Below are 18,209 nucleotides of genomic sequence, written 5' to 3' on the forward strand. Positions count from 1 at the left end.
GAGAGCGGTCCGGAGTTCACGGTTTACCGTGCTCTTGAAGAGGCAATCTAAAGATTGAACTCCGGACAGCGAAACGAGGCTCATCACCGGGAACAGGTTTCGGCAATCTATTCTGGCAAACGGTCTATGTCACGGAAAAGGCCGCATTCGCGCGTCTTTCCCCGAGGTGAAAGCATCTCTATCACGGCGGCACGCCGTGCCAAAGCGGTCATCCTCACCGCAGTCCAAAGTTCCCCGGCAACAGGCGAAATGAATTTCGCGGCCCGTTCAGCGCCGCCGCGCCTGCTCTTCGATGAAGATTTCCGCCAGACGGAAACAACGGCGGGAAAGATCCTTCGCATCATTGTCACCGATGAGCGCGACACCTTCCTCGCTGACTTCCGCCAGATAGATTTTCCAAGCCATCTTCGCGAGATGCTCGGGATCGATTTTCGGACGCGGCTGCTGTGGCTGGGGATTCGGACGCGGTCCTTGTTCCCTCGGGGCATCGGCCGGCTTCGGCTCGACCATGCCGCCGGGTTGGAAATCTTCATTCTGCGAGCCACCCGCGTTCGGTGCCGAGGCCTGGCCCTTGCCCTTGCGGCGACGGCGTTTCCGTTTGCCGGACTCGGATTGGGGCGACGCTCCACCGTTGGAAGCGGCTTCGGGTTCCGGCCATTCGCCAGCGGACGGTGCGGAAGGTTCGGCAGGTGCTGACGGGGCGGGATCGGCGACGAGCGGCACGATCTCCTCTTTCGCCGGGGCTGCTGACTTGGCGGCTTTCTTGGGGCGCGGAGTAGCCACTTTGCGGGCACGCGGCGCGGCCTCGGCGGATGACTTCGGGGAAATTTCTGGGGAGGATTCTTGTTCGTCGCTCATGTTGTTGAAGAGAGAAAAGCCCGCAGTCGGACCATGAGTCGAGAACATTCAAGCGCCCGAATGGCGGTATCGCGGATGGTTGTTATTTCCATGCGTGTCACTTTCTCTCAGGTGTTCCCGGCGATAAGCTAACCTTCTTAAAAATGGCTCGAATCGAGCCCCTGTTCAACCCCGTCCCTTCAGGCTCTCTGGAAAATTTCCTGCGGAAGCACTATTTCCGGTATGAGTCGATATTTGTTCCCGGCCCTCGGAAAACCAAAAAAGCCCGCCGAGTGGCGGGCTTCTCGAAAAATGGGCGTTGGGATGTGGAATTCGTCGAATCAGAAATTCCGGATATCGTCGCGGTTCTTGGGGTCTTTGAGGTTTCCGGCGGTTGAACCTCCCTCGGTCACTCCGTCTTTACCAACGGACCAAAGATCGAAATCAGGATTGATGGTGTCGGCGTTGGCTGTCCCGTCAGCTTTCAGCGCCGACCGGTAGCGATATTCATTGCCCCAAGGATCGGTGATTTTCGTGGTATCACTGGGGGTTCCAGTCGTCCATCCTTGTTTGCTGGTGAGGGGATCGAGGTCCGCCAGGTAAATTTTCTGATCGGTATCCGCTGGGACTCCCGTGCCATCATCGTCAGAGTCCCAATACAGGGCCTTGAACAGAAATTTCGATTGGTTTTTCCCATCAGCCGAATTCTCGGACGCGGGGTAGGAGCCGTTACTCAGCTTGTAATCTTCGAGCGCCTTGGTGAGAAGCGCGATCTGAACCCTGGCTTTTTCCTTAGCCTGACGCTCGGTCACAAAGGAGAGTCCGGCGACGACAAGGGAAGCCAGAATGACGATGATGGTGATGACCGCCATCAACTCGATGAGTGTGAAGGCCGGCCTGCCGAAGCGACGGTTGGTTTTCATATTCCTTGGATTTTCAAGAGGATGACGGAGAGCCCCAGCGGATTACTGGTTGCCCATGGTCGAGATCATCTTAATCAATGGTAGGAACAATGCAAATACAACCGAACCGACAATCAGGGCCAGAATGACGATCATGATCGGCTCAAGAATCGAGGTAAGCGCGGTAACGGCGTTATCGACTTCGTCGTCATAAACATCGGCAACCTTGAGCAACATCTCGGGGAGCTGACCGGTTTCCTCACCGACGTCCACCATGGAAATGACCATGTTAGGGAAAACCCCCGACGCTTGGAGAGGAGTCACGATGGTTTCCCCTTCCTTGACGGCTTCGTGGACCTTTTCGATGGCGCGCGAAATAACGACGTTGCCAGCGGTGTCGCGGGTGATGTTGAGGGCTTGCAGGATGGGAACACCGGAGGTGACGAGCGTTCCTAGAGTCCGGGAGAAACGGGACACCGCGCTCTTGCGCTGGATGTCACCGAGGATCGGCATCTTCAGCTTCATCGTATCGATCGCCTTGCGGCCACCGGTGGTGCGTCCCCACATGTTGAAGAGAAAGACGGCGACGATGAAGGCAATGAAGACAAACAAGACGTTCGGCACGAATGGGATCGACTGATGAAGGAAGAACTCCGACATGCCGAAGACGATCTGCGAAATGAGCGGAAGCTCCTGATCCGTGCTGGAGAACATTTCCTTGAACTTCGGAACGATGAAAATCATCAGGAAGACGAGGATGGCGACGGCGATGAACATGACGATCACCGGGTAAACCATGGCGGAAACGATCTTGTTCTTCAGCTTCTGGGCCTTTTCCTGATACTCGGCGAGACGGTTGAGGACGATTTCCAAAACACCGCCCAGCTCACCGGCTTTCACCATGTTCACATACAGCTTGTTGAAAATCTTCGGGTGCTGGGCGAGCGACTCGGAGAAAGTGGAGCCGCCCTGGACGTTTTCAGCGAGGGCACTGACGGTCGCCTTGAGCACCGGATTGGGCTCCTGCTTTTCAAGAACAGTCAGACTGCGGAGCAATGGCAGCCCCGAATCGATGAGGGTTGCCAATTGGCGGGTGAAAATCATGAGGCTCTTCGGCTTGATGCTGCCGCCGGTCTTTCCCTTGGCGACGGTCTTCGCCTTGGCCTTGGCTTTGCTCTTGGCGGGAGCTCCCTTCCCCTTGCCCTTGGACTTTCCTTCTTCGTTGATTTGAGTCGGATAGAGGCCCTTGGAACGAAGCTGTTGGATCGCTTCAGCTTCGGTGGCGGCAGAGATCGCGCCGGTGGTCTGCTCGCCTTTTGCATCAAGAGCGGAATATTGGAAATTAGCCATGGGAATGGATTTTTTTTGGAGGTTTTGGAAAGTTCTGTAAAGGAAACAAGTGGAAGGCGCTGAAAAACGGCATGGCCGATCTCCTGCGCTGTCCGTGGATTATCAGGTATATTTAAGCACTTCTTCGATCGTCGTCGCGCCTTGATAGATGGCGCGCAGGCCGTCCTCGCGCAGGGTGTTCATTCCGAGTTCGACGGCCTTCTGCTTGAGAACGACTGAAGGCGCGCGCGACGTGATCAGTTCGCGGATCGGGTCGGTTACGTTGAGCAACTCATAGAGGCCGCGACGGCCCTTGTAGCCCGACTGGCCGCAGATGTCGCAACCGGCACCGGTGAAGAATTGCTTGTCACCAAGTTCGTGGGCGGAGACTCCAAGTTGATTGAGAATGGACTCGTTCGGCTCGTATGGAGTCTTGCACTCCTTGCAGATGGTCCGGACAAGACGCTGGGCCAGAATTCCTTCCAACGAAGCGGAAACAAGGAATGGCTCGCACCCCATGTCCACAAGACGGGTCACGGCTCCCGGCGCGTCATTGGTGTGAAGGGTGGAAAGCACTAAGTGACCCGTCAAAGCAGCTTGGATGCCGATGGTTGCGGTTTCCTTGTCGCGCATTTCCCCAATCATGATGCGGTCCGGATCCTGCCGCAGGAAGGCGCGGAGAACACGTGGGAAATCGAGACCGATGGCTTCGTTGATGGGGATCTGGATGATACCGTCGATGTCATACTCGACCGGATCTTCCGCAGTAAGAAGTTTGGCATCGATGGTGTTGATACGACGAAGCGCGGCGTAAAGCGTGGTCGTCTTTCCCGCACCGGTGGGGCCGGTGACGATGAAAATTCCGTTAGGCTTCTCGATCGTCTCGGTGATGTAGTTGTAAATGTGGTCGGTGAGGCCCAGATTTTCGAGCGAGAGATTGACCGATGACCGGTCGAGTACCCGAAGCACGATCGATTCGCCGTGGTGGGTGGGGAGCGAGGAAACCCGCATGTCCACCTGCTTGTCGCCGACCTGTTTGACGATCCGACCGTCCTGAGGAACCCGCTTCTCAGCAATGTTCATGTTCGACATGACCTTGACGCGGGAAATGATCGGCCCGGCCAGGTGAATCGGCGGGGGCGCCATTTCATAAAGCGCGCCGTCAACCCGGTAGCGGATCTTGAAGTCCTTTTCAAACGGCTCGAAATGGATGTCCGAGGCCTTTTCCTTGATGGCCTGATAGAGAACGAGATCGACGTAGCGGATGATGGGCGCCGAGTTGGCCTCGGCTTCGAGATCCGCGGCATTCATGCTGTCGCCGCCGACTTCAAGCTGGCTGAGGATGTCCTCCATCGCCTTGCCTTCGCCGCCGTAACACTCGTTGATTTTCGATTCGACCAAGTAATCCGGGGCGACGACGACATGGATTTCACGACCGAGCGCGAAACGAAGATCTTCCGGAGTCTGCGGATTGAGAGGATCCACCAAAGCCACGTAGAGGCCGGTTTCATCGAAACTGACGGGCAGTGCGCCGTGCAACCGGGCAGTTCCGGCAGGCACCAGCGCGAGCAAGGCTTCGGGCGGCGTCCAGTCACGCAGGTCCACCATGCTGGCCCCCAATTCGGAAGCGACTACAGGCCAAATATCATCGCGGCTCTGAATGACTTGGAAGTCCGCCAGGATCTCGGCGATCTCTTTGCCGCTGTGATCGACTTCCGCGAGAATGTCTTGGGCGAGGGACCTGTCGATGAGGCCGCGCGATTGAAAAAGTTCGAGAATCTGTTGATTGTCCATGGGACGAGAAGGTTTTTCGGAAAAGGTCGAGGGTTGGGGCGATCAGTCGAGGTCGGACATGGTGGCGTGAACCACTTCACTTCCGGAGGTAAGTCCGGACAACACCTTGCGGATGCCGTCTTCGCGAAGAGTGCGCATGCCAAGTTCGCGGGCACGGCGGCGGAGTTGGGTGGTAGTGAGTCCGGTGTTGATCATGCTGCGGACCTCGTCATCGATGATGAAGGTCTCGAAAATCCCCATCCGGCCCTTATAGCCATTGCCGCGGCATTTTTCGCAACCGACCGGCCCGAAAATGGTGGCTTCCGTCATCCGGGAGGAGTCGAGCGAAAGCGCGCGCATTTCCTTCTCGGTCAGTTCGGCGGGTCCTTTGCAAATCGGACAGAGTTTCCGCACCAGACGCTGGGCGAGCACCGCACGGACGGCAGAGGCGATGAGGAACGGCTTGACCCCGATGTCCGCGAGACGAGCGACAGCGGACGGCGCGTCATTGGTGTGGAGCGTGGAGAAAACCAAGTGACCGGTGAGCGATGCGTTGATGGCGATGTTCGCCGTTTCCGCATCCCGAATTTCCCCGATCATGATGATGTTCGGCGCTTGCCGCAACATCGCGCGGAGAGCCGCGGCGAAGGTCATGCCGATGTCGGCTTTCACCATGACCTGGTTGATTCCGGGAAGCTCATACTCGACCGGGTCTTCCACAGTGATGATCTTTTTGTCCGGCTTGTTGATGACGTTGAGACAGGCGTAGAGCGTCGTCGTTTTTCCGGAACCCGTCGGTCCGGTAACGAGGAGAATCCCGTCGGGAAGACCGAGGAGCCCCTCGAAAACCTTCTGGTCGTCCGAGAAAAACCCGAGCTCGGGCAAGCCTAACAACAGCGCGGTTTTATCCAGAATCCGCATGACGATGGATTCACCGTGATTCGAAGGAACCGAGGAAACCCGAAGGTCGACTTCCTTGTCGCCCATCTTGAGCTGGATCCGGCCGTCCTGCGGGAGACGCTTCTCGGCGATCGACATCGTGCCGCTCATCACCTTCAAACGGGCGATGATGGCTGGCAGAAGTTTCTTCGGATGGGTATCAACGTGAACCAATTTACCGTCGAGCCGATAGCGGACACGAACTGAGGTTTCCAGTGGCTCGATGTGGATGTCGGATGCCCGCAGCCGGAATGCATCGGTCAACAACTGCATGACCAGCCGGATGATCGGCGCGTCGTTGCTATCAACTCCGGCTTCCGCATCGCCACCGCTCACCGAGTAGCCTTCGGGTGCGGCATCGCCGGTTGAGGCACCAGCATGATAAAATTGTTTGAGGTGATCCTGAAGGTCCTGCTGGGTGACGCAAACGAGATTCAGCTCGCGGCCGATCACGTGCGGCAGACTGTCGAGGGTTTCGAAATCCAGCGGATCGGCGATCGCCACTGTGAGCGTTAAACCTTCGTCCTGCACCGGGATGACGCGATACCGCTTCGCGACGTCATCCGTGACCGTCTCGGTGATGCCCGGATCGAAGGCCACGTCCGCAAGCCGGATGAAAGGGATCCCCGCGTTGGCCGCCAGCGTTTTCGCGACATTGTCCTGCGTCAGCGCGCTGTGCGCCAGCAAGTGCTCGACGATGGTCTCGCCGCCGGAAAGTGAGGCGCGCGCATTGTCGATGTCTTCTGGGCTCACCATTCCGGCTTCGGCGAGCAATTCTGCGAGATAATCTTCGTTGGAAAACACTGGGCTTAGAGTCCTTAAAGGTGGTTTTTTCAGGGTGCAAACCGAGCCATCGCCCGTGTTGCGTCTTCCGCAGATTGGTCAACCCACCCCTCGCTTGTCAACCAGCCACATCGCAAGAAAACGTGATTTTAAGCCGGAATGCCAGGATTCGCGAAATCCCGCATGAAATGTAACCACCATGACCATTCATCCGCAGCGCAATAGCTTGCGTGGCATTGAAAATCGCAATCTTCCCATGAGGAAAAGACCCGCCACCTTCGAGACGGTAATCACAAACGCACCGCAAGCCGAGTCTGTTTCGTCAACGGAAACTCTTGCGAAACTCTCGCATACGAACGGCGATGGATGCCGACCAACATTCCCACCGCTGCGAGACTGAAAACCAGACTGGTTCCACCATAACTGACGAAGGGCAGCGGCAGTCCATCGTTCGGCAGCATCGCGGTGGTGACGGCGATGTTCTGCATCGCCGGGACCACGATCACGCAGGTCAGCCCCAAGGCGACGCAGCGGTTGAAAATATTGTTCGCCTGGAGCGCGATGCCACACCCGCAGACCGCGATCAGGACATAACAAACCACTGCCCCCAAAGTGAATGGCAACCCGAGCTCCTCGCCGATGACTGGGAAAATGAAATCCGTGTAGGCGAAGGTCAGGGTACCGAATTTCTCAACACCGTTTCCAAGTCCCACTCCCCACGGGCCGCCGTTTCCAAGAGCCAGAAGACCGCGCCACTGCTGCATACCCTGATCACGCTGATGATTCGCCAAATCCATCCACACATCGATCCGAGTCCGCCGGACCACGTCGTGCATGATGAACCAGACAGCGCCGGACATTCCTAACAGCGCTGTCGGCACCGCATAGATCAGGCGGGTGCCAATGCAGAACATGATCGCTCCCACCGCCACACAGAGCGAGAGCGCGGTCCCCACGTCGGTCTCGCCGGCGATCAACAAGATCGGAATCCCCGCGATGATCCCCGGCATCACAAAGCCACGCCAAAACGTGCGGACTTCGGTTTGCCACCGGGCGAACCAAGCGGACAATGCCAGAACGATGACGATCTTCGCCGCTTCGGATGGCTGGAAACTTCCAATGACCGGCACCTTGATCCAGCGCTTGGAACCCCATCGGGCATCGGAAATTCCGGGAACGTAACACAGAATCAGCATCACGCAGGCTGCCGCCAGCATCCACGGTGCGAACTTCCTGAGCGTTTCCAACGGAAATCGCGCGGCGACAAGAGCACAGACAAGACCCACTCCCACCCACGCCGCCTGGGCCGTCATGAAATGATAGGCACTGAATCCCGGCACCCACGCCCCCGTGCTCGTCAGCATGATCAGCCCCAGCGCCACCAGTGCGGCGACGGCGGTGCAGAGAAGGACGGAACAGTGGCGGGTCATCGGGGGAGGAAATCTAACTTAAGGAATCACCAGACTCATGCCGACCTTCATCTTGCGCGCGTCGCTGATGCCGTTGGCCTTCATGAGGGTGTCCTGATTCACTTTGAATTTGTTAGCGATCCGCCAGACGCTGTCGCCGTTCTGCACGACATAACTTTTCCCGGAAGCCGTCGTCGAGGCTGCCGCTGGCTGGCTGCTGGGATAGGAAATTTTCGACTTCACCACCTGGGCCCGCGGCGCATTCGCAATATCGACGTTTTCCATCATGCCGAGATCGGGTTCCGCCGCGCTCTTCTCGCGGATCGAGGTGACTTCAGGAAAATCCTGCGCGATAATGCGCTTGGATGGAACCTTGATGCGGAGTCCGGGAATGATATCCGCATTCTTGTTGATCGCCCGCAAATCGTCTTCTTCGACTCCGAGCTTGGTGGCGACACGGGAATAGTTGTCACCTTGGGAAACCATGAACCCCTTTTCACCGGCGGCTAATAGCGGGAGATTGGCACGTGGCTGTGCCGGAGCCAAGGCCACGGCAGCTTCAGCCCTCCCGGTCTTCGCCGTTTTCGCAGTGTCGGGCACCCGGCCATCGAGAAACCTCTGGTGCACGAAAATCAAACCAATGGCGACGATGTGAATCAGGAAGATAATCGTTAGAGCCCGCGAGATTTTCGAACTGCTGTCCTCGATCTCCATATCGGAGGTGGCGGCGGCGGCAACGCGCTGTTTGCGGTTGCCGGTGACAGCGCTCAGGCGCTTGAAAATCCCCTTGGGTGCGGGGCGACGTTTGACAGGCAGAGTTTGCGGTTTCATGGCGGGGTTAGCGGAGTTGGTGGACGAGGTCGCGGAAGGCGTTTCCACGTTGTTCGTAGCCGGTGAACTGGTCGAATGACGAGGTCCCGGGAGAAAGGAGAATGGTGGAGCCGCGCGGCGCGAGACTGCGCGCGGCGGTCACGGCGTCGGCCAGCGTCGATACCGATTCGCACGGCACGGCATGGGCGAACAATTCCGCCAAAGGCCGCGAGATCTGCCCGAAGGTGACGGCAGCCAGCGCCTTTTTCGTTAGAAGCGGCACGACGGGAGAATAATCGAGCCCCTTCTCCTTGCCACCGGCGATGAGGACAACCGGGCGGGTTTGCGAGCGCAGCGCGCTTTCCAACGCATGAAGGTTTGTGGCCTTCGAATCATTCAGATACTCGACGCCGTCCAGCGTGCGGATCAGCTCGCAACGGTGCGGCGGCGGGGCGTAGCCGTGGAGCGCCTCGCGCATGATGTTAGGCAGGATGCCGATGGCGTCACAGGCAGCGAGAGCGGCCATCGTGTTCTCCGCATTGTGAAGACCGCGCAAGGATGTATCCCGTTCCATGTCGAGCCGGGTCTCACCATCGTGTTCGATGGTTCTGCCCTCGGAAAACCAATCCGCCGAAGGATCGGTGGTTGAAAATGTCACGACCTTCGCCACCACGGGGGGAAGGTTTTCACCGGTCCGGACGACCACTGTGTCGGTCGCTGTCTGGTTTTCGAAAATCCTCAGCTTGGCCGCGCGATAAGCCTCGACCGTCGGATAGCGGTCCATGTGGTCGGGCGCGAAATTCAACCAGATCGCAACGACCGGATGCAGCGAACGAATCGTTTCTAACTGGAACGAGCTCAGCTCCAGCGAAACCACATCGGGCGGATTCGATTGGAGAACAACCTCGGCGAATGGCATGCCATAGTTGCCGCAAGCGGTTCCACCGAGTCCGGCGTGGGAGAGGATACGCTCCACCAATTCAGTGGTCGTCGTTTTCCCGTTCGTGCCCGTGATGCCAATGATACGGCCTTTGAACAACCGTGCGGCCAACTCCACCTCGCCGATCACTTCGCCGGATTGCTTTGAAAACTCAGCAACGTAAGAACCATACGTATCGATACCCGGGCTCACGACGAGCAGGTCGGACACCACCGCGCCGCCCTCCGCTTCGGACGCGTTCGGATGAATCTCAACACCCGCCGGCATTCCGTCGAAAGCCTCCGGTCCCGCGCTGTCCCAGGCGGACACGGCCGCACCTTCGCGCAACGCGAGCGCGGCGGCCGCGCGGCCGCTGCGTCCCACGCCGAGAATGGCGACATGTTTTCCAGTTAGACTCATTTTCAGGCGATCTTGAGAAGGGCGAGGCCGAACAGGGCGAGCATGATGGAAATGATCCAGAAGCGGATGATCACCTGATTTTCATGCCAACCTAACAATTCGAAATGATGATGGATCGGCGACATCTTGAAGATCCGCTTCTTGCGCAGTTTGAAACTGCCGACCTGGAGAATGACCGACATCGCCTCCATCACGAACACGCCGCCGATGATGATGAGCAGCAATTCCTGTTTCGTGCAGATCGCCGCGGTGCCGAGCGCGCCGCCGATGGCCAGCGACCCGGTGTCGCCCATGAAAACCTTCGCCGGATGGCAGTTGAACCAGAGGAACCCGAAGCTCGCGCCGACCAACGCCATCAGGAACACCGCCAGCTCGCCGACATAGCGGTTGTGCGGAATCACCAGATACTCGGTGGCCATGTAGAAATGCCCGGCCAGATAGGCGAGGAAGGCGTAGGACAAGGCCACGCTGATCGTCGTGCCCGTCGCCAAACCGTCGAGACCATCAGTGAGATTGACCGCGTTCGAGCAACCGACGATCACCAGCGCGAAGAACGGGATGATTCCCCAGTGCAGATCGAGAATCGGCACCTTGAGCAAAGGAAAAGAAATCGCTCCGATACCGATGGGGTTTTCACCGAGCCGGTATCCCGCGAGGCCATCGGCGATTTGCTGCGGTGAAGCGCCGTAGCCGGAGATCTCCTTCTTGAAACAGAGGAAACCCGCGGCGACGAGGGCGATGACCAATTGCCACGCGAGTTTTTTCCGGCTGCTGATGCCGTCGGATTTTTTCTCCTTCACCTTCTTGTAGTCGTCGCAGAAACCTAACAAACCACACGCGGCCATGGTGCAGGCGCAGACGGCGATGAATGGATTCAAAGGCCGGGCGAAAACCAGCGTCGAGACCAGCACCGAGCCGATGATGAGCACGCCACCCATCGTCGGCGTGCCGATTTTTCCGCCGTGAAGTTCGGCCAGCTTGTGGACTTCCTCGGCGTTGCGGATCGGCTGGCCGAGCTTGAGTGAAATCAACCGGCGGATCACCCGCGGTCCGCATAGCACCGAGAGGATGAATGCCAGCAGACCGGCGCTTGCCGCGCGGAAAGTGATGTATTGAAAGAGATTGAGAAAACGGCAGGACTTAGCCCACGCCTCGCCGTGTTCGAAAGCGTTGAGCCAGAAATCATAAATGGCGGGAAGCATTAGTTTCGGGGGAAAGCAGCGTGCATGACGCGTTCGACAGTGGCGGCTCGACTGCCCTTGAAGAGGACGACGTCACCGGGTTTCACCTCGCCGGACAACCACTTGGCCGCTTCTTCGAGGTCCATGAAATGAGGAGAATGATTCGCGCCTTCCGCGATGCCTTCCGAGCCTTCGCCGACGGCAACGACCGTTAGATGACGTTCGGCGGCAAGCGCTCCGGTGCGCAAATGGGCGGCCGGCGCATGGGTTCCGAGTTCGCCCATCCGGCCGAGAACGATGATGCGGCGGGCGCTGTCATCGACCGGCGTGTCCGCCAGCGTCTCGATGGCCGCGGCCATCGACTCCGGATTCGCGTTGTAAGTGTCGTCGATGACGGTAGTGCCGTGGTATTCGTAACGACAGAGTCTTCCGCCGGTTAGAACCGCGTTGGAAAGCCCCGCAGCGATTTCCACCGGAGAAATCCCGAGTTTCCACCCGGCCGCCGCGGCCAGCAGCGCGTTGGTCACCATGTGGCGTCCGGGCACCGGCAGGGAAACCTGAACCGATTCCTCGCCTTCGATGACCAAGGTGAAAACCGTTCCGTCGGCTCCGAATTTCAGATCTTCCGCACGCACCAGACCGCGGCCATTTCCCACGGCGATCATGTTGGCCTTGGTCCGCTGGCGCAGGTAGTCGCGGAACTCGCAGGTCGCGGGCAGGAAAAGAATTCCATCCGCCGGTAATGCGCGGCCGAGCATTCCCTTCTCCTCGGCGATGGCCTCACGAGTCCCCATGAACTCGATGTGGGCGGTGCCGATATTGGTGATGATGCCGTATTTCGGCCGGGCGATCTGGCACAGCGGCGCGATCTCGCCGGAATGGTTCATGCCCATTTCCCAGACCGCGGCGGTGTGTTCCTCGGTGGTTGCCAGAATTGTTAGCGGAACGCCGATGTGGTTGTTCAGATTCCCGCGGGTGGCAGAGACATTGAACTTCCGCGCGAGCACCGCCGAGGTGAAGTCCTTGGTGCTGGTTTTTCCGTTAGATCCGGTGATGCCGACCACCGGGATGTCGAGCTGCCTGCGCCACCAGTGTGCGAGCCGTTGGAGAGCGAGCAGCGTGTCGTCCACCTCGATGACCGCCGCCGCGTTTTCCGTTACCTTGCCCGCCCACTTGTGGACGATGGCGACGACGGCACCGCCTGCCAGGGCTTGCGCGGCGAATGCATCACCGTCGAAATTCTCACCGCGCAGGGCGAAGAACGCCGAGCCGTCAGGCAGCTTGCGTGTGTCCGTCGAGACACCTCCTGTGACCATGATGTCACCGTTCCCCGCCGCGATGGGCGCGCCGAGGATGGTCGCAAGTTGCTGGGCGGAGATCGGTTTCATCGCATTTCGGAAATGGCCTGGGCGCGCTCGCGAAGAGCCTTGCTGGCATGTTTTCGGTCGTCGAAGTCGAGGGTTTGATCGGCAAACTGTTGGGTCGTTTCGTGGCCCTTGCCGGCAATGAGGATGATGTCGCCCGAGAGCGAGTTCGCGATGGCGAAGTTGATCGCTTCGTCGCGGTCGGGAATGCTGCGCGAGTTTTTTCCACCGAGGCCTTTTTCAATCTCGCTGATGATCGCGAGCGGATCTTCCGAACGCGGATTGTCGGACGTCACCACGCAGGCATCGCTGTGACGCGCGGCGGCGGCGGCCATCAGCGGACGCTTGCCCTTGTCGCGATCCCCGCCACAACCGAAGACGGTGATGAGGCGGCGCGGATCCAGTTCCTTGAGCGTGCGGCAGGCGTTTTCCAACGCGTCCGGAGTGTGCGCATAGTCCACGAAAACCGTCGCACCGCCGGCATTGCCGACATTCTCCATGCGTCCCGGAACCTGTGGCGAATCGACCAGCGACGCGACCGCTTCACGCGGCTTGATGCCGCAGGCGCTGGCGGCCGCGATGGCTCCTAGCAGATTATAAACATTGAAACGGCCGATCAACGGAGCGCGGACCAGGAAGGTCTTCCCCTTGGCGGCGAGTTCGAATTCCATGCCGCGGGCTGACTGGCGGAAATTGTTGGCGCGGAAATCGCAGTGCACACCAAAGCCGAAACGGATCACCGGCATCTTACCATCCAGTGACGCGGCGAGCTCGGCACCGTAGGCGTCGTCTAGATTGATCACCGCCACCGGTTTTTTCCCAAGCGGATCCGCGGCAAGGCTGTAAAACCAATCCGCCTTCGCCTTGAAATAGGCATCGAGCGTGCCGTGGTAGTCGAGATGATCCTGTGTTAGATTGGTGAACACGCAGGCGTCGAAGCCGATCGACGAGATCCGCTTCTGATGGATGCCGTGCGAGGAAACCTCCATCGCCACCCCGCGGCAACCGTTGTCGCGCATGCGGGTGAGCAATCCGGAAAGCTCGATGGAGCCGGGCGTCGTGTGCCTGGCGGTCTCGACGGTTTCGCCGTCATCAACGAGAATCGTGCCTAACAATCCCGCGCGATGCCACGCGGTTTTCATGATGTGGTGCAGCAGAAAAGCGGTCGTCGTCTTGCCATTGGTGCCGGTGACACCCGCGATCGACAATTCCTTCCAGGGATTTCCCGCCAGCGCCGAGGCGAGCACGGATACCGCGTCGCGGCTGTCCGGCACGTGTAGCCAGGTTGCGGGCGCGGTGTAATCCGAAGGCGGCGCGGTCTCCGCCAGGATCGCGGTGGCCCCGGCGGCAAGCGCGTCGTTGATGAAACGGTGGCCATCGAGCGTGGTGCCCCGGATAGCGGCGAAGATCATCCCGGGCGCGACTTCGCGCGACGAGGCGGTGATGGCATGGATTTCCGCATCCAGCGATCCGGCGACCGTGACTCGTGATAGATTCTTAACAAGGTCGCGGAGGATCATCGGGTAGCGGAGGCAAGCGGAGAGGAAATAGGCTCGGTGGGTTGCAAATTCATGTGGGAGGCGATGCGGGTGGCGATCTTGCTGAAGATCGGCGCGGCGATCAGTCCGCCCTGATGTTTCATCGTCGGGATCCGCGGATCATCAATGACGACCAGGCAGACAAAGGCCGGATCCTGGATCGGCATCATCCCGGCAAACGAAGCGATCTTCTTGTCCGTGTAGTAGCCGCCCTTCGGATTGTGTTTATCAACGGTTCCGGTTTTTCCGCCGACGAGATAGCCTGGAACGGCAGCACGGGTCGCGGTGCCGGCCTTGACAACTTTTTCCAAAGCCATCCGCATCTGTTGGGCCGTCTTCGGGGTCAAAACCTCGTCAACAACTTCGGGCTGATAGTCCTCGATGACGGTGCCGTCGTTGGCGATCAGGGACTTGATGATATGCGGTTTCCGGAGCTTGCCATCGCCGGCAATGGCCGAGTAGGCGCAGGCGAGCTGCAGAGGAGTCACGCTGGTCGCATAGCCGTAGCAAGCGTGGGAAAAATCCGCTTCGTTGCCGGTGTTGCGGGCGGTTCCCGCGCTTTCGCCGCTGAGCTGAATTCCGGTTTTGCGGCCGAACCCGTAGTTGTGGAGATAGTCGTAAAAACGCTTCGAGCCGAGCTGACGGCCGAGGCTGTAAGCTCCGTTATTGTTGGATTTCTGAAGCACTCCCTCAACGCTGAGCGAACCGGCCGGATGCTCGTCCCTCACGAAAAATCCTTTGCCCTGATAGAATCCGTTGTGACAGAAAATCGAAGTCTGCGGAGTGACCAGACCTTCGTTCAGCGCACCCGACGAGGCAACAATCTTGATGGTCGAACCCGGTTCGTAGATCGTCTGGATCGCATAGTTCACGCTCGCGCCGTCGCCGTCCTCTCCAAGTCCCTCCCGGAGGTTCAAGTCGAAATTCGGGCGGCTGGCCAAGGCGAGGATTTCTCCGGTTTTCGGATCCATGACGATCACCGCGCCCTTCTTGGCCTGATAGTCTGACAGACCGGCATCAAGCTCATCCTCGACGATCGTCTGGATGCCCATGTCGATGGTGAGCTTGACGTTCAGCCCCGCGCGCGGCGGCTTGAGTCCGCTGGAAGGTCCGGGAACCAATTGGCCCCGGGCATCCCGATAATGTTCGCGCCACCCGTCACGGCCTGCGAGATAAGGCTCCATCGACGACTCGACTCCGAATTTGCCGACGGTCCGCGTTTGTGAAACTCCCTCCGCATCTTTTTTATCCTCTTCGCCGGTGAACCCGGTCAAATGGGTTGCCAGAGTCGGAGAGGTATACCAGCGCCTAACCGAACCTTCGACCGTGAAGCCCTGGATCCGGACCTTGTTGATGGTGTCATCGAGCTGGTCGCCCACATCCTGCGGCAGATCCTTGGCGACGGGAAACCAGTCCCCTTTGGTGTTTTCGATTTTATCGCGAAGTTCGTCGCGACGCATGCCGAGCGGCCGGGCAAGGATGCCGATGGCGTAGGCCAAATGCTTTTGCACGATGTCTTCCGGCGACTCGCGGGCGAGAATCTCGCCGCGCAGCAGGTTGATGCGGCGGCTTTGTTTCGAGGGTTCGAGGTCATTCCAACCGGGTTCCTCGGAAGCTTCCTGATAGGCAAGTCCGCGGCTGGCCTGGGTGGGATCCATCAGGATCTTCCGGTCGAGGAGCACCGTGGACATCGGAATGCTTTTCGCGAGCGGTTCTTCATTACGGTCCACGATCATACCGCGTTGTGCTAACAATTTCTCGGTCGTGTGGCGTTCGCGCTGGGCGCGTTCCGAATAACGACGATCCACGAGCTGGATTTGGACCAACCGGGCCGAAAGCACGCTGAGCCCGACCACAAGGATCGAGCATAGGACGATGCAACGGTTTTGGAAGGAGGATTGCACAGGCTAGGGAACGGCGGAAGCCACGCTGTGGCGGGTGAGGGTGGCGGCATCGATTTCTTCGACCAACGCACGTGGGCCGGCAGTCGAATACATCGGACGCAGTGAGGTGCCGTTTTCTTCGATTTGCTTTCGGATGGCGAAACGGTTGAGCAGCAGATCCATCCGCATTTCGGTGGTGCGGATATCCAGACGGCATTGTTCGACGCGACCGTCGATGGCATCGATCTCGCGGGAAACCTGCACCTGGCGGTTTTTATAAAACGCGTGCAGCACTCCGCCGGCCGCGGCGATGGTGGCGGCGAGAATGAGCGCGAAAAAGATCGTCGCGGGGGTGCGGGATTCGTTGCGGCGGCGGTTCATGGCTTGAGGTCTAAAAGCTGGGCAACCCGCAGTTTCGCACTGCGGGCTCGCGGGTTCAGGGATGTTTCCTCGGCGGTGGGTGCGATGGCCTTGCGGGCCAGCAGCCGGAATTGATAATCGGGATTGGGCCGGGGTTCCGGCCATCCCGGGTCATCGAGGAATTCGGTGGACCGGTGTTTGAGGAACCGTTTCACCATCCGGTCTTCGAGACTGTGGAAGGTGATGATCAACAGGCGTCCTCCGGGTTTCAGCACCGAAGGCGCGGCGGTTAGAGCGGTGGCGAGTGATTCAAGTTCCTCGTTCACCGCCATGCGGATCGCTTGGAATGTCTTGGTCGCGGGATGGGTGCGGCCATGGCGGCCGATGGCTTTTTCAATGCAGTTGGCGAGATCCAGCGTGGTTTCGAAGGGTTTGTTAGCCCGTTGTTTCACGATGGCACCGGCGATCCGGCGTGCTTTCGATTCCTCGCCGAATTCAAACAGGATCCTGACGATATCCGCTTCCGGCCAGTGGTTTACGATGTCCGCAGCGGTGCGCGGGCTGGACGGCCCCATCCGCATATCTAACGGACCTTCCCGCATGAACGAAAACCCCCGCGCCGCGGAGTCGAGCTGGCGGGAAGAAACCCCGAGATCCATCAGCAGGCCATCGGCCCGTTCCCCCCTCTGGATCTCGGGGATTTCCGGGAGGCGTGAGAAGTTTCCTTCCCACGTGGAAAATCGTTCGCCGAATGCGGCGAGCCGGGCACGGGCGTGAGCCAGAGCTTCCGGATCGCGGTCCACGCCTAACACGCGGGCGCCGGCCTTCAGGAAAATCTCGCTGTGTCCGCCACCACCGAGCGTGCCATCGATGATGAATTTGTCGGACGACGGTGCCATCCATTCGGCGATCTCCGCCGGAAACACCGGAAGATGATAGTCACCGGCGGCGATGGATTCGGAAAAATCGACGGGAGCCTGCGCTGACAACCAGCCAGGAGCAGCGCAGGCATCCGTGTGATCGACAATCCGGCGTGCTGTCCCGAGCGCTCCGGTTTGTCCTGATAGAAATCGATGCGATGGTCGCGCTGACAACACCCCTGAAGCGGCGCGAACCATCGTTTCAAATGGCGATTGGAGCAACACCCCTGAAGACTCCATTCGCCCAGCCATGAAATTCGACAGACGCCGCGCCGACAACCAGCCAGGAGCGGTGCGGACGTCCGTTAGTGAGGCGGAACGCGGTGCTGTCCCGAGCGACGCGTTCTGCCTTGAAAAAAAAAATTGCGGCGGCCGCGCTGACAACCAGCCAGGAGCAGCGCGGACCACCGTTTCAAAAAGCGCGTGAAGCTCTGTCCCGAGAGACTTCGTGCGCCCAGCCAATGAAAGCACCAGACGCCGCACCGACAACCAGCCAGGAGCGGTGCGGCAATCTGTTTGGATCGACGAAACGGCGTGCTGTCCCGAGCCAGCCGATTCACCTGAAAGGAAAATTTGCGATGGCCGCACTGACAACCAGCCAGGAGCAGTGCGGACCATCGTTTCAAAAAGCGCGTAAAGCTCTGTCCCGAGAGACTTCGTGCGCCCAGCCAATGAAAGCACCAGACGCCGCACCGACAACCAGCCAGGAGCGGTGCGGCAATCTGTTTGGATCGACAAATAGGCGTGCTGTCCCGAGCCAGCCAGTTCGTCTGAAAAGAGTCCCAATCCTGACACACGGGCGAGAGCGACCGAAGCCGCTGTATTGCGGACCGCCTCGAGTG

General features: G+C 59.2%; 15 protein-coding genes. 1 reads left to right on the top strand and 14 read right to left on the bottom strand.

Annotated features, from left to right (window positions below; all coding sequences use genetic code 11):
- Positions 1 to 267 precede the first annotated feature (267 nt).
- From ABIQ96_RS03765 to rsmH, 14 genes are all read right to left on the bottom strand, one after another.
- On the bottom strand, positions 268 to 858 hold the full coding sequence (locus tag ABIQ96_RS03765) for a hypothetical protein (protein ID WP_348213214.1): 591 nt from the start codon (positions 856 to 858) through the stop codon (positions 268 to 270).
- A gap of 320 nt (positions 859 to 1,178) precedes the next feature.
- Positions 1,179 to 1,760 carry a type II secretion system protein GspG gene (locus ABIQ96_RS03770; protein WP_348213215.1) on the bottom strand — a complete coding sequence of 194 codons (582 nt, stop codon included), beginning with the start codon at positions 1,758 to 1,760 and terminating at the stop codon, positions 1,179 to 1,181.
- Positions 1,761 to 1,802: 42 nt separating this feature from the next.
- On the bottom strand, positions 1,803 to 3,089 hold the full coding sequence (locus ABIQ96_RS03775) for a type II secretion system F family protein (protein ID WP_348213216.1): 1,287 nt from the start codon (positions 3,087 to 3,089) through the stop codon (positions 1,803 to 1,805).
- A 102-nt stretch (positions 3,090 to 3,191) separates the two neighbouring features.
- A complete protein-coding gene (locus ABIQ96_RS03780) occupies positions 3,192 to 4,862 on the bottom strand; it encodes a GspE/PulE family protein (protein WP_348213217.1) in 1,671 nt (556 codons plus the stop codon).
- A 42-nt stretch (positions 4,863 to 4,904) separates the two neighbouring features.
- Positions 4,905 to 6,584 carry an ATPase, T2SS/T4P/T4SS family gene (locus ABIQ96_RS03785; RefSeq protein ID WP_348213218.1) on the bottom strand — a complete coding sequence of 560 codons (1,680 nt, stop codon included), beginning with the start codon at positions 6,582 to 6,584 and terminating at the stop codon, positions 4,905 to 4,907.
- A 269-nt stretch (positions 6,585 to 6,853) separates the two neighbouring features.
- Entirely contained in the window at positions 6,854 to 7,993 is a 1,140-nt protein-coding gene (locus ABIQ96_RS03790; RefSeq protein ID WP_348213219.1) for a putative peptidoglycan glycosyltransferase FtsW, read from the bottom strand.
- 18 nt (positions 7,994 to 8,011) lie between these two features.
- On the bottom strand, positions 8,012 to 8,803 hold the full coding sequence (locus ABIQ96_RS03795) for a LysM peptidoglycan-binding domain-containing protein (protein ID WP_348213220.1): 792 nt from the start codon (positions 8,801 to 8,803) through the stop codon (positions 8,012 to 8,014).
- Positions 8,804 to 8,810: 7 nt separating this feature from the next.
- Entirely contained in the window at positions 8,811 to 10,121 is a 1,311-nt protein-coding gene (gene murD / locus ABIQ96_RS03800) for a UDP-N-acetylmuramoyl-L-alanine--D-glutamate ligase (protein WP_348213221.1), read from the bottom strand.
- 2 nt (positions 10,122 to 10,123) lie between these two features.
- The gene (mraY, locus tag ABIQ96_RS03805) at positions 10,124 to 11,323 is read right to left on the bottom strand and encodes a phospho-N-acetylmuramoyl-pentapeptide-transferase (protein ID WP_348213222.1); all 1,200 of its coding nucleotides are present in this window, start codon (positions 11,321 to 11,323) and stop codon (positions 10,124 to 10,126) included.
- Positions 11,323 to 12,690 (bottom strand): UDP-N-acetylmuramoyl-tripeptide--D-alanyl-D-alanine ligase, encoded by a 1,368-nt coding sequence (gene murF / locus ABIQ96_RS03810; RefSeq protein ID WP_348213223.1) that lies wholly within the window; start codon positions 12,688 to 12,690, stop codon positions 11,323 to 11,325. Before murF ends, mraY begins: the two co-directional genes overlap by 1 nt.
- On the bottom strand, positions 12,687 to 14,186 hold the full coding sequence (locus tag ABIQ96_RS03815; RefSeq protein WP_348213224.1) for a UDP-N-acetylmuramoyl-L-alanyl-D-glutamate--2,6-diaminopimelate ligase: 1,500 nt from the start codon (positions 14,184 to 14,186) through the stop codon (positions 12,687 to 12,689). Before ABIQ96_RS03815 ends, murF begins: the two co-directional genes overlap by 4 nt.
- Positions 14,183 to 16,108, bottom strand: coding sequence for a penicillin-binding protein 2 (locus ABIQ96_RS03820; protein WP_348213225.1), 1,926 nt, complete (start codon positions 16,106 to 16,108; stop codon positions 14,183 to 14,185). Before ABIQ96_RS03820 ends, ABIQ96_RS03815 begins: the two co-directional genes overlap by 4 nt.
- 3 nt (positions 16,109 to 16,111) lie before the next feature.
- Entirely contained in the window at positions 16,112 to 16,468 is a 357-nt protein-coding gene (locus ABIQ96_RS03825) for a hypothetical protein (protein ID WP_348213226.1), read from the bottom strand.
- Positions 16,465 to 17,619: a 16S rRNA (cytosine(1402)-N(4))-methyltransferase RsmH gene (rsmH, locus tag ABIQ96_RS03830; protein ID WP_348213227.1), complete on the bottom strand. Its 1,155-nt coding sequence runs from the start codon at positions 17,617 to 17,619 to the stop codon at positions 16,465 to 16,467. Before rsmH ends, ABIQ96_RS03825 begins: the two co-directional genes overlap by 4 nt.
- On the opposite strand from rsmH, the gene ABIQ96_RS03835 reads away from it, so the two are divergent.
- Positions 17,618 to 17,794, top strand: a complete 177-nt coding sequence (locus ABIQ96_RS03835) for a hypothetical protein (protein WP_348213228.1) — start codon at positions 17,618 to 17,620, stop codon at positions 17,792 to 17,794. The two genes, rsmH and ABIQ96_RS03835, sit on opposite strands and share 2 nt — an antisense overlap.
- The last annotated feature ends 415 nt before the right edge of the window (positions 17,795 to 18,209 follow it).

It is taken from the genome of Luteolibacter sp., from assembly GCF_039920825.1.
Classification (GTDB): Bacteria; Verrucomicrobiota; Verrucomicrobiia; order Verrucomicrobiales; family Akkermansiaceae; genus Luteolibacter.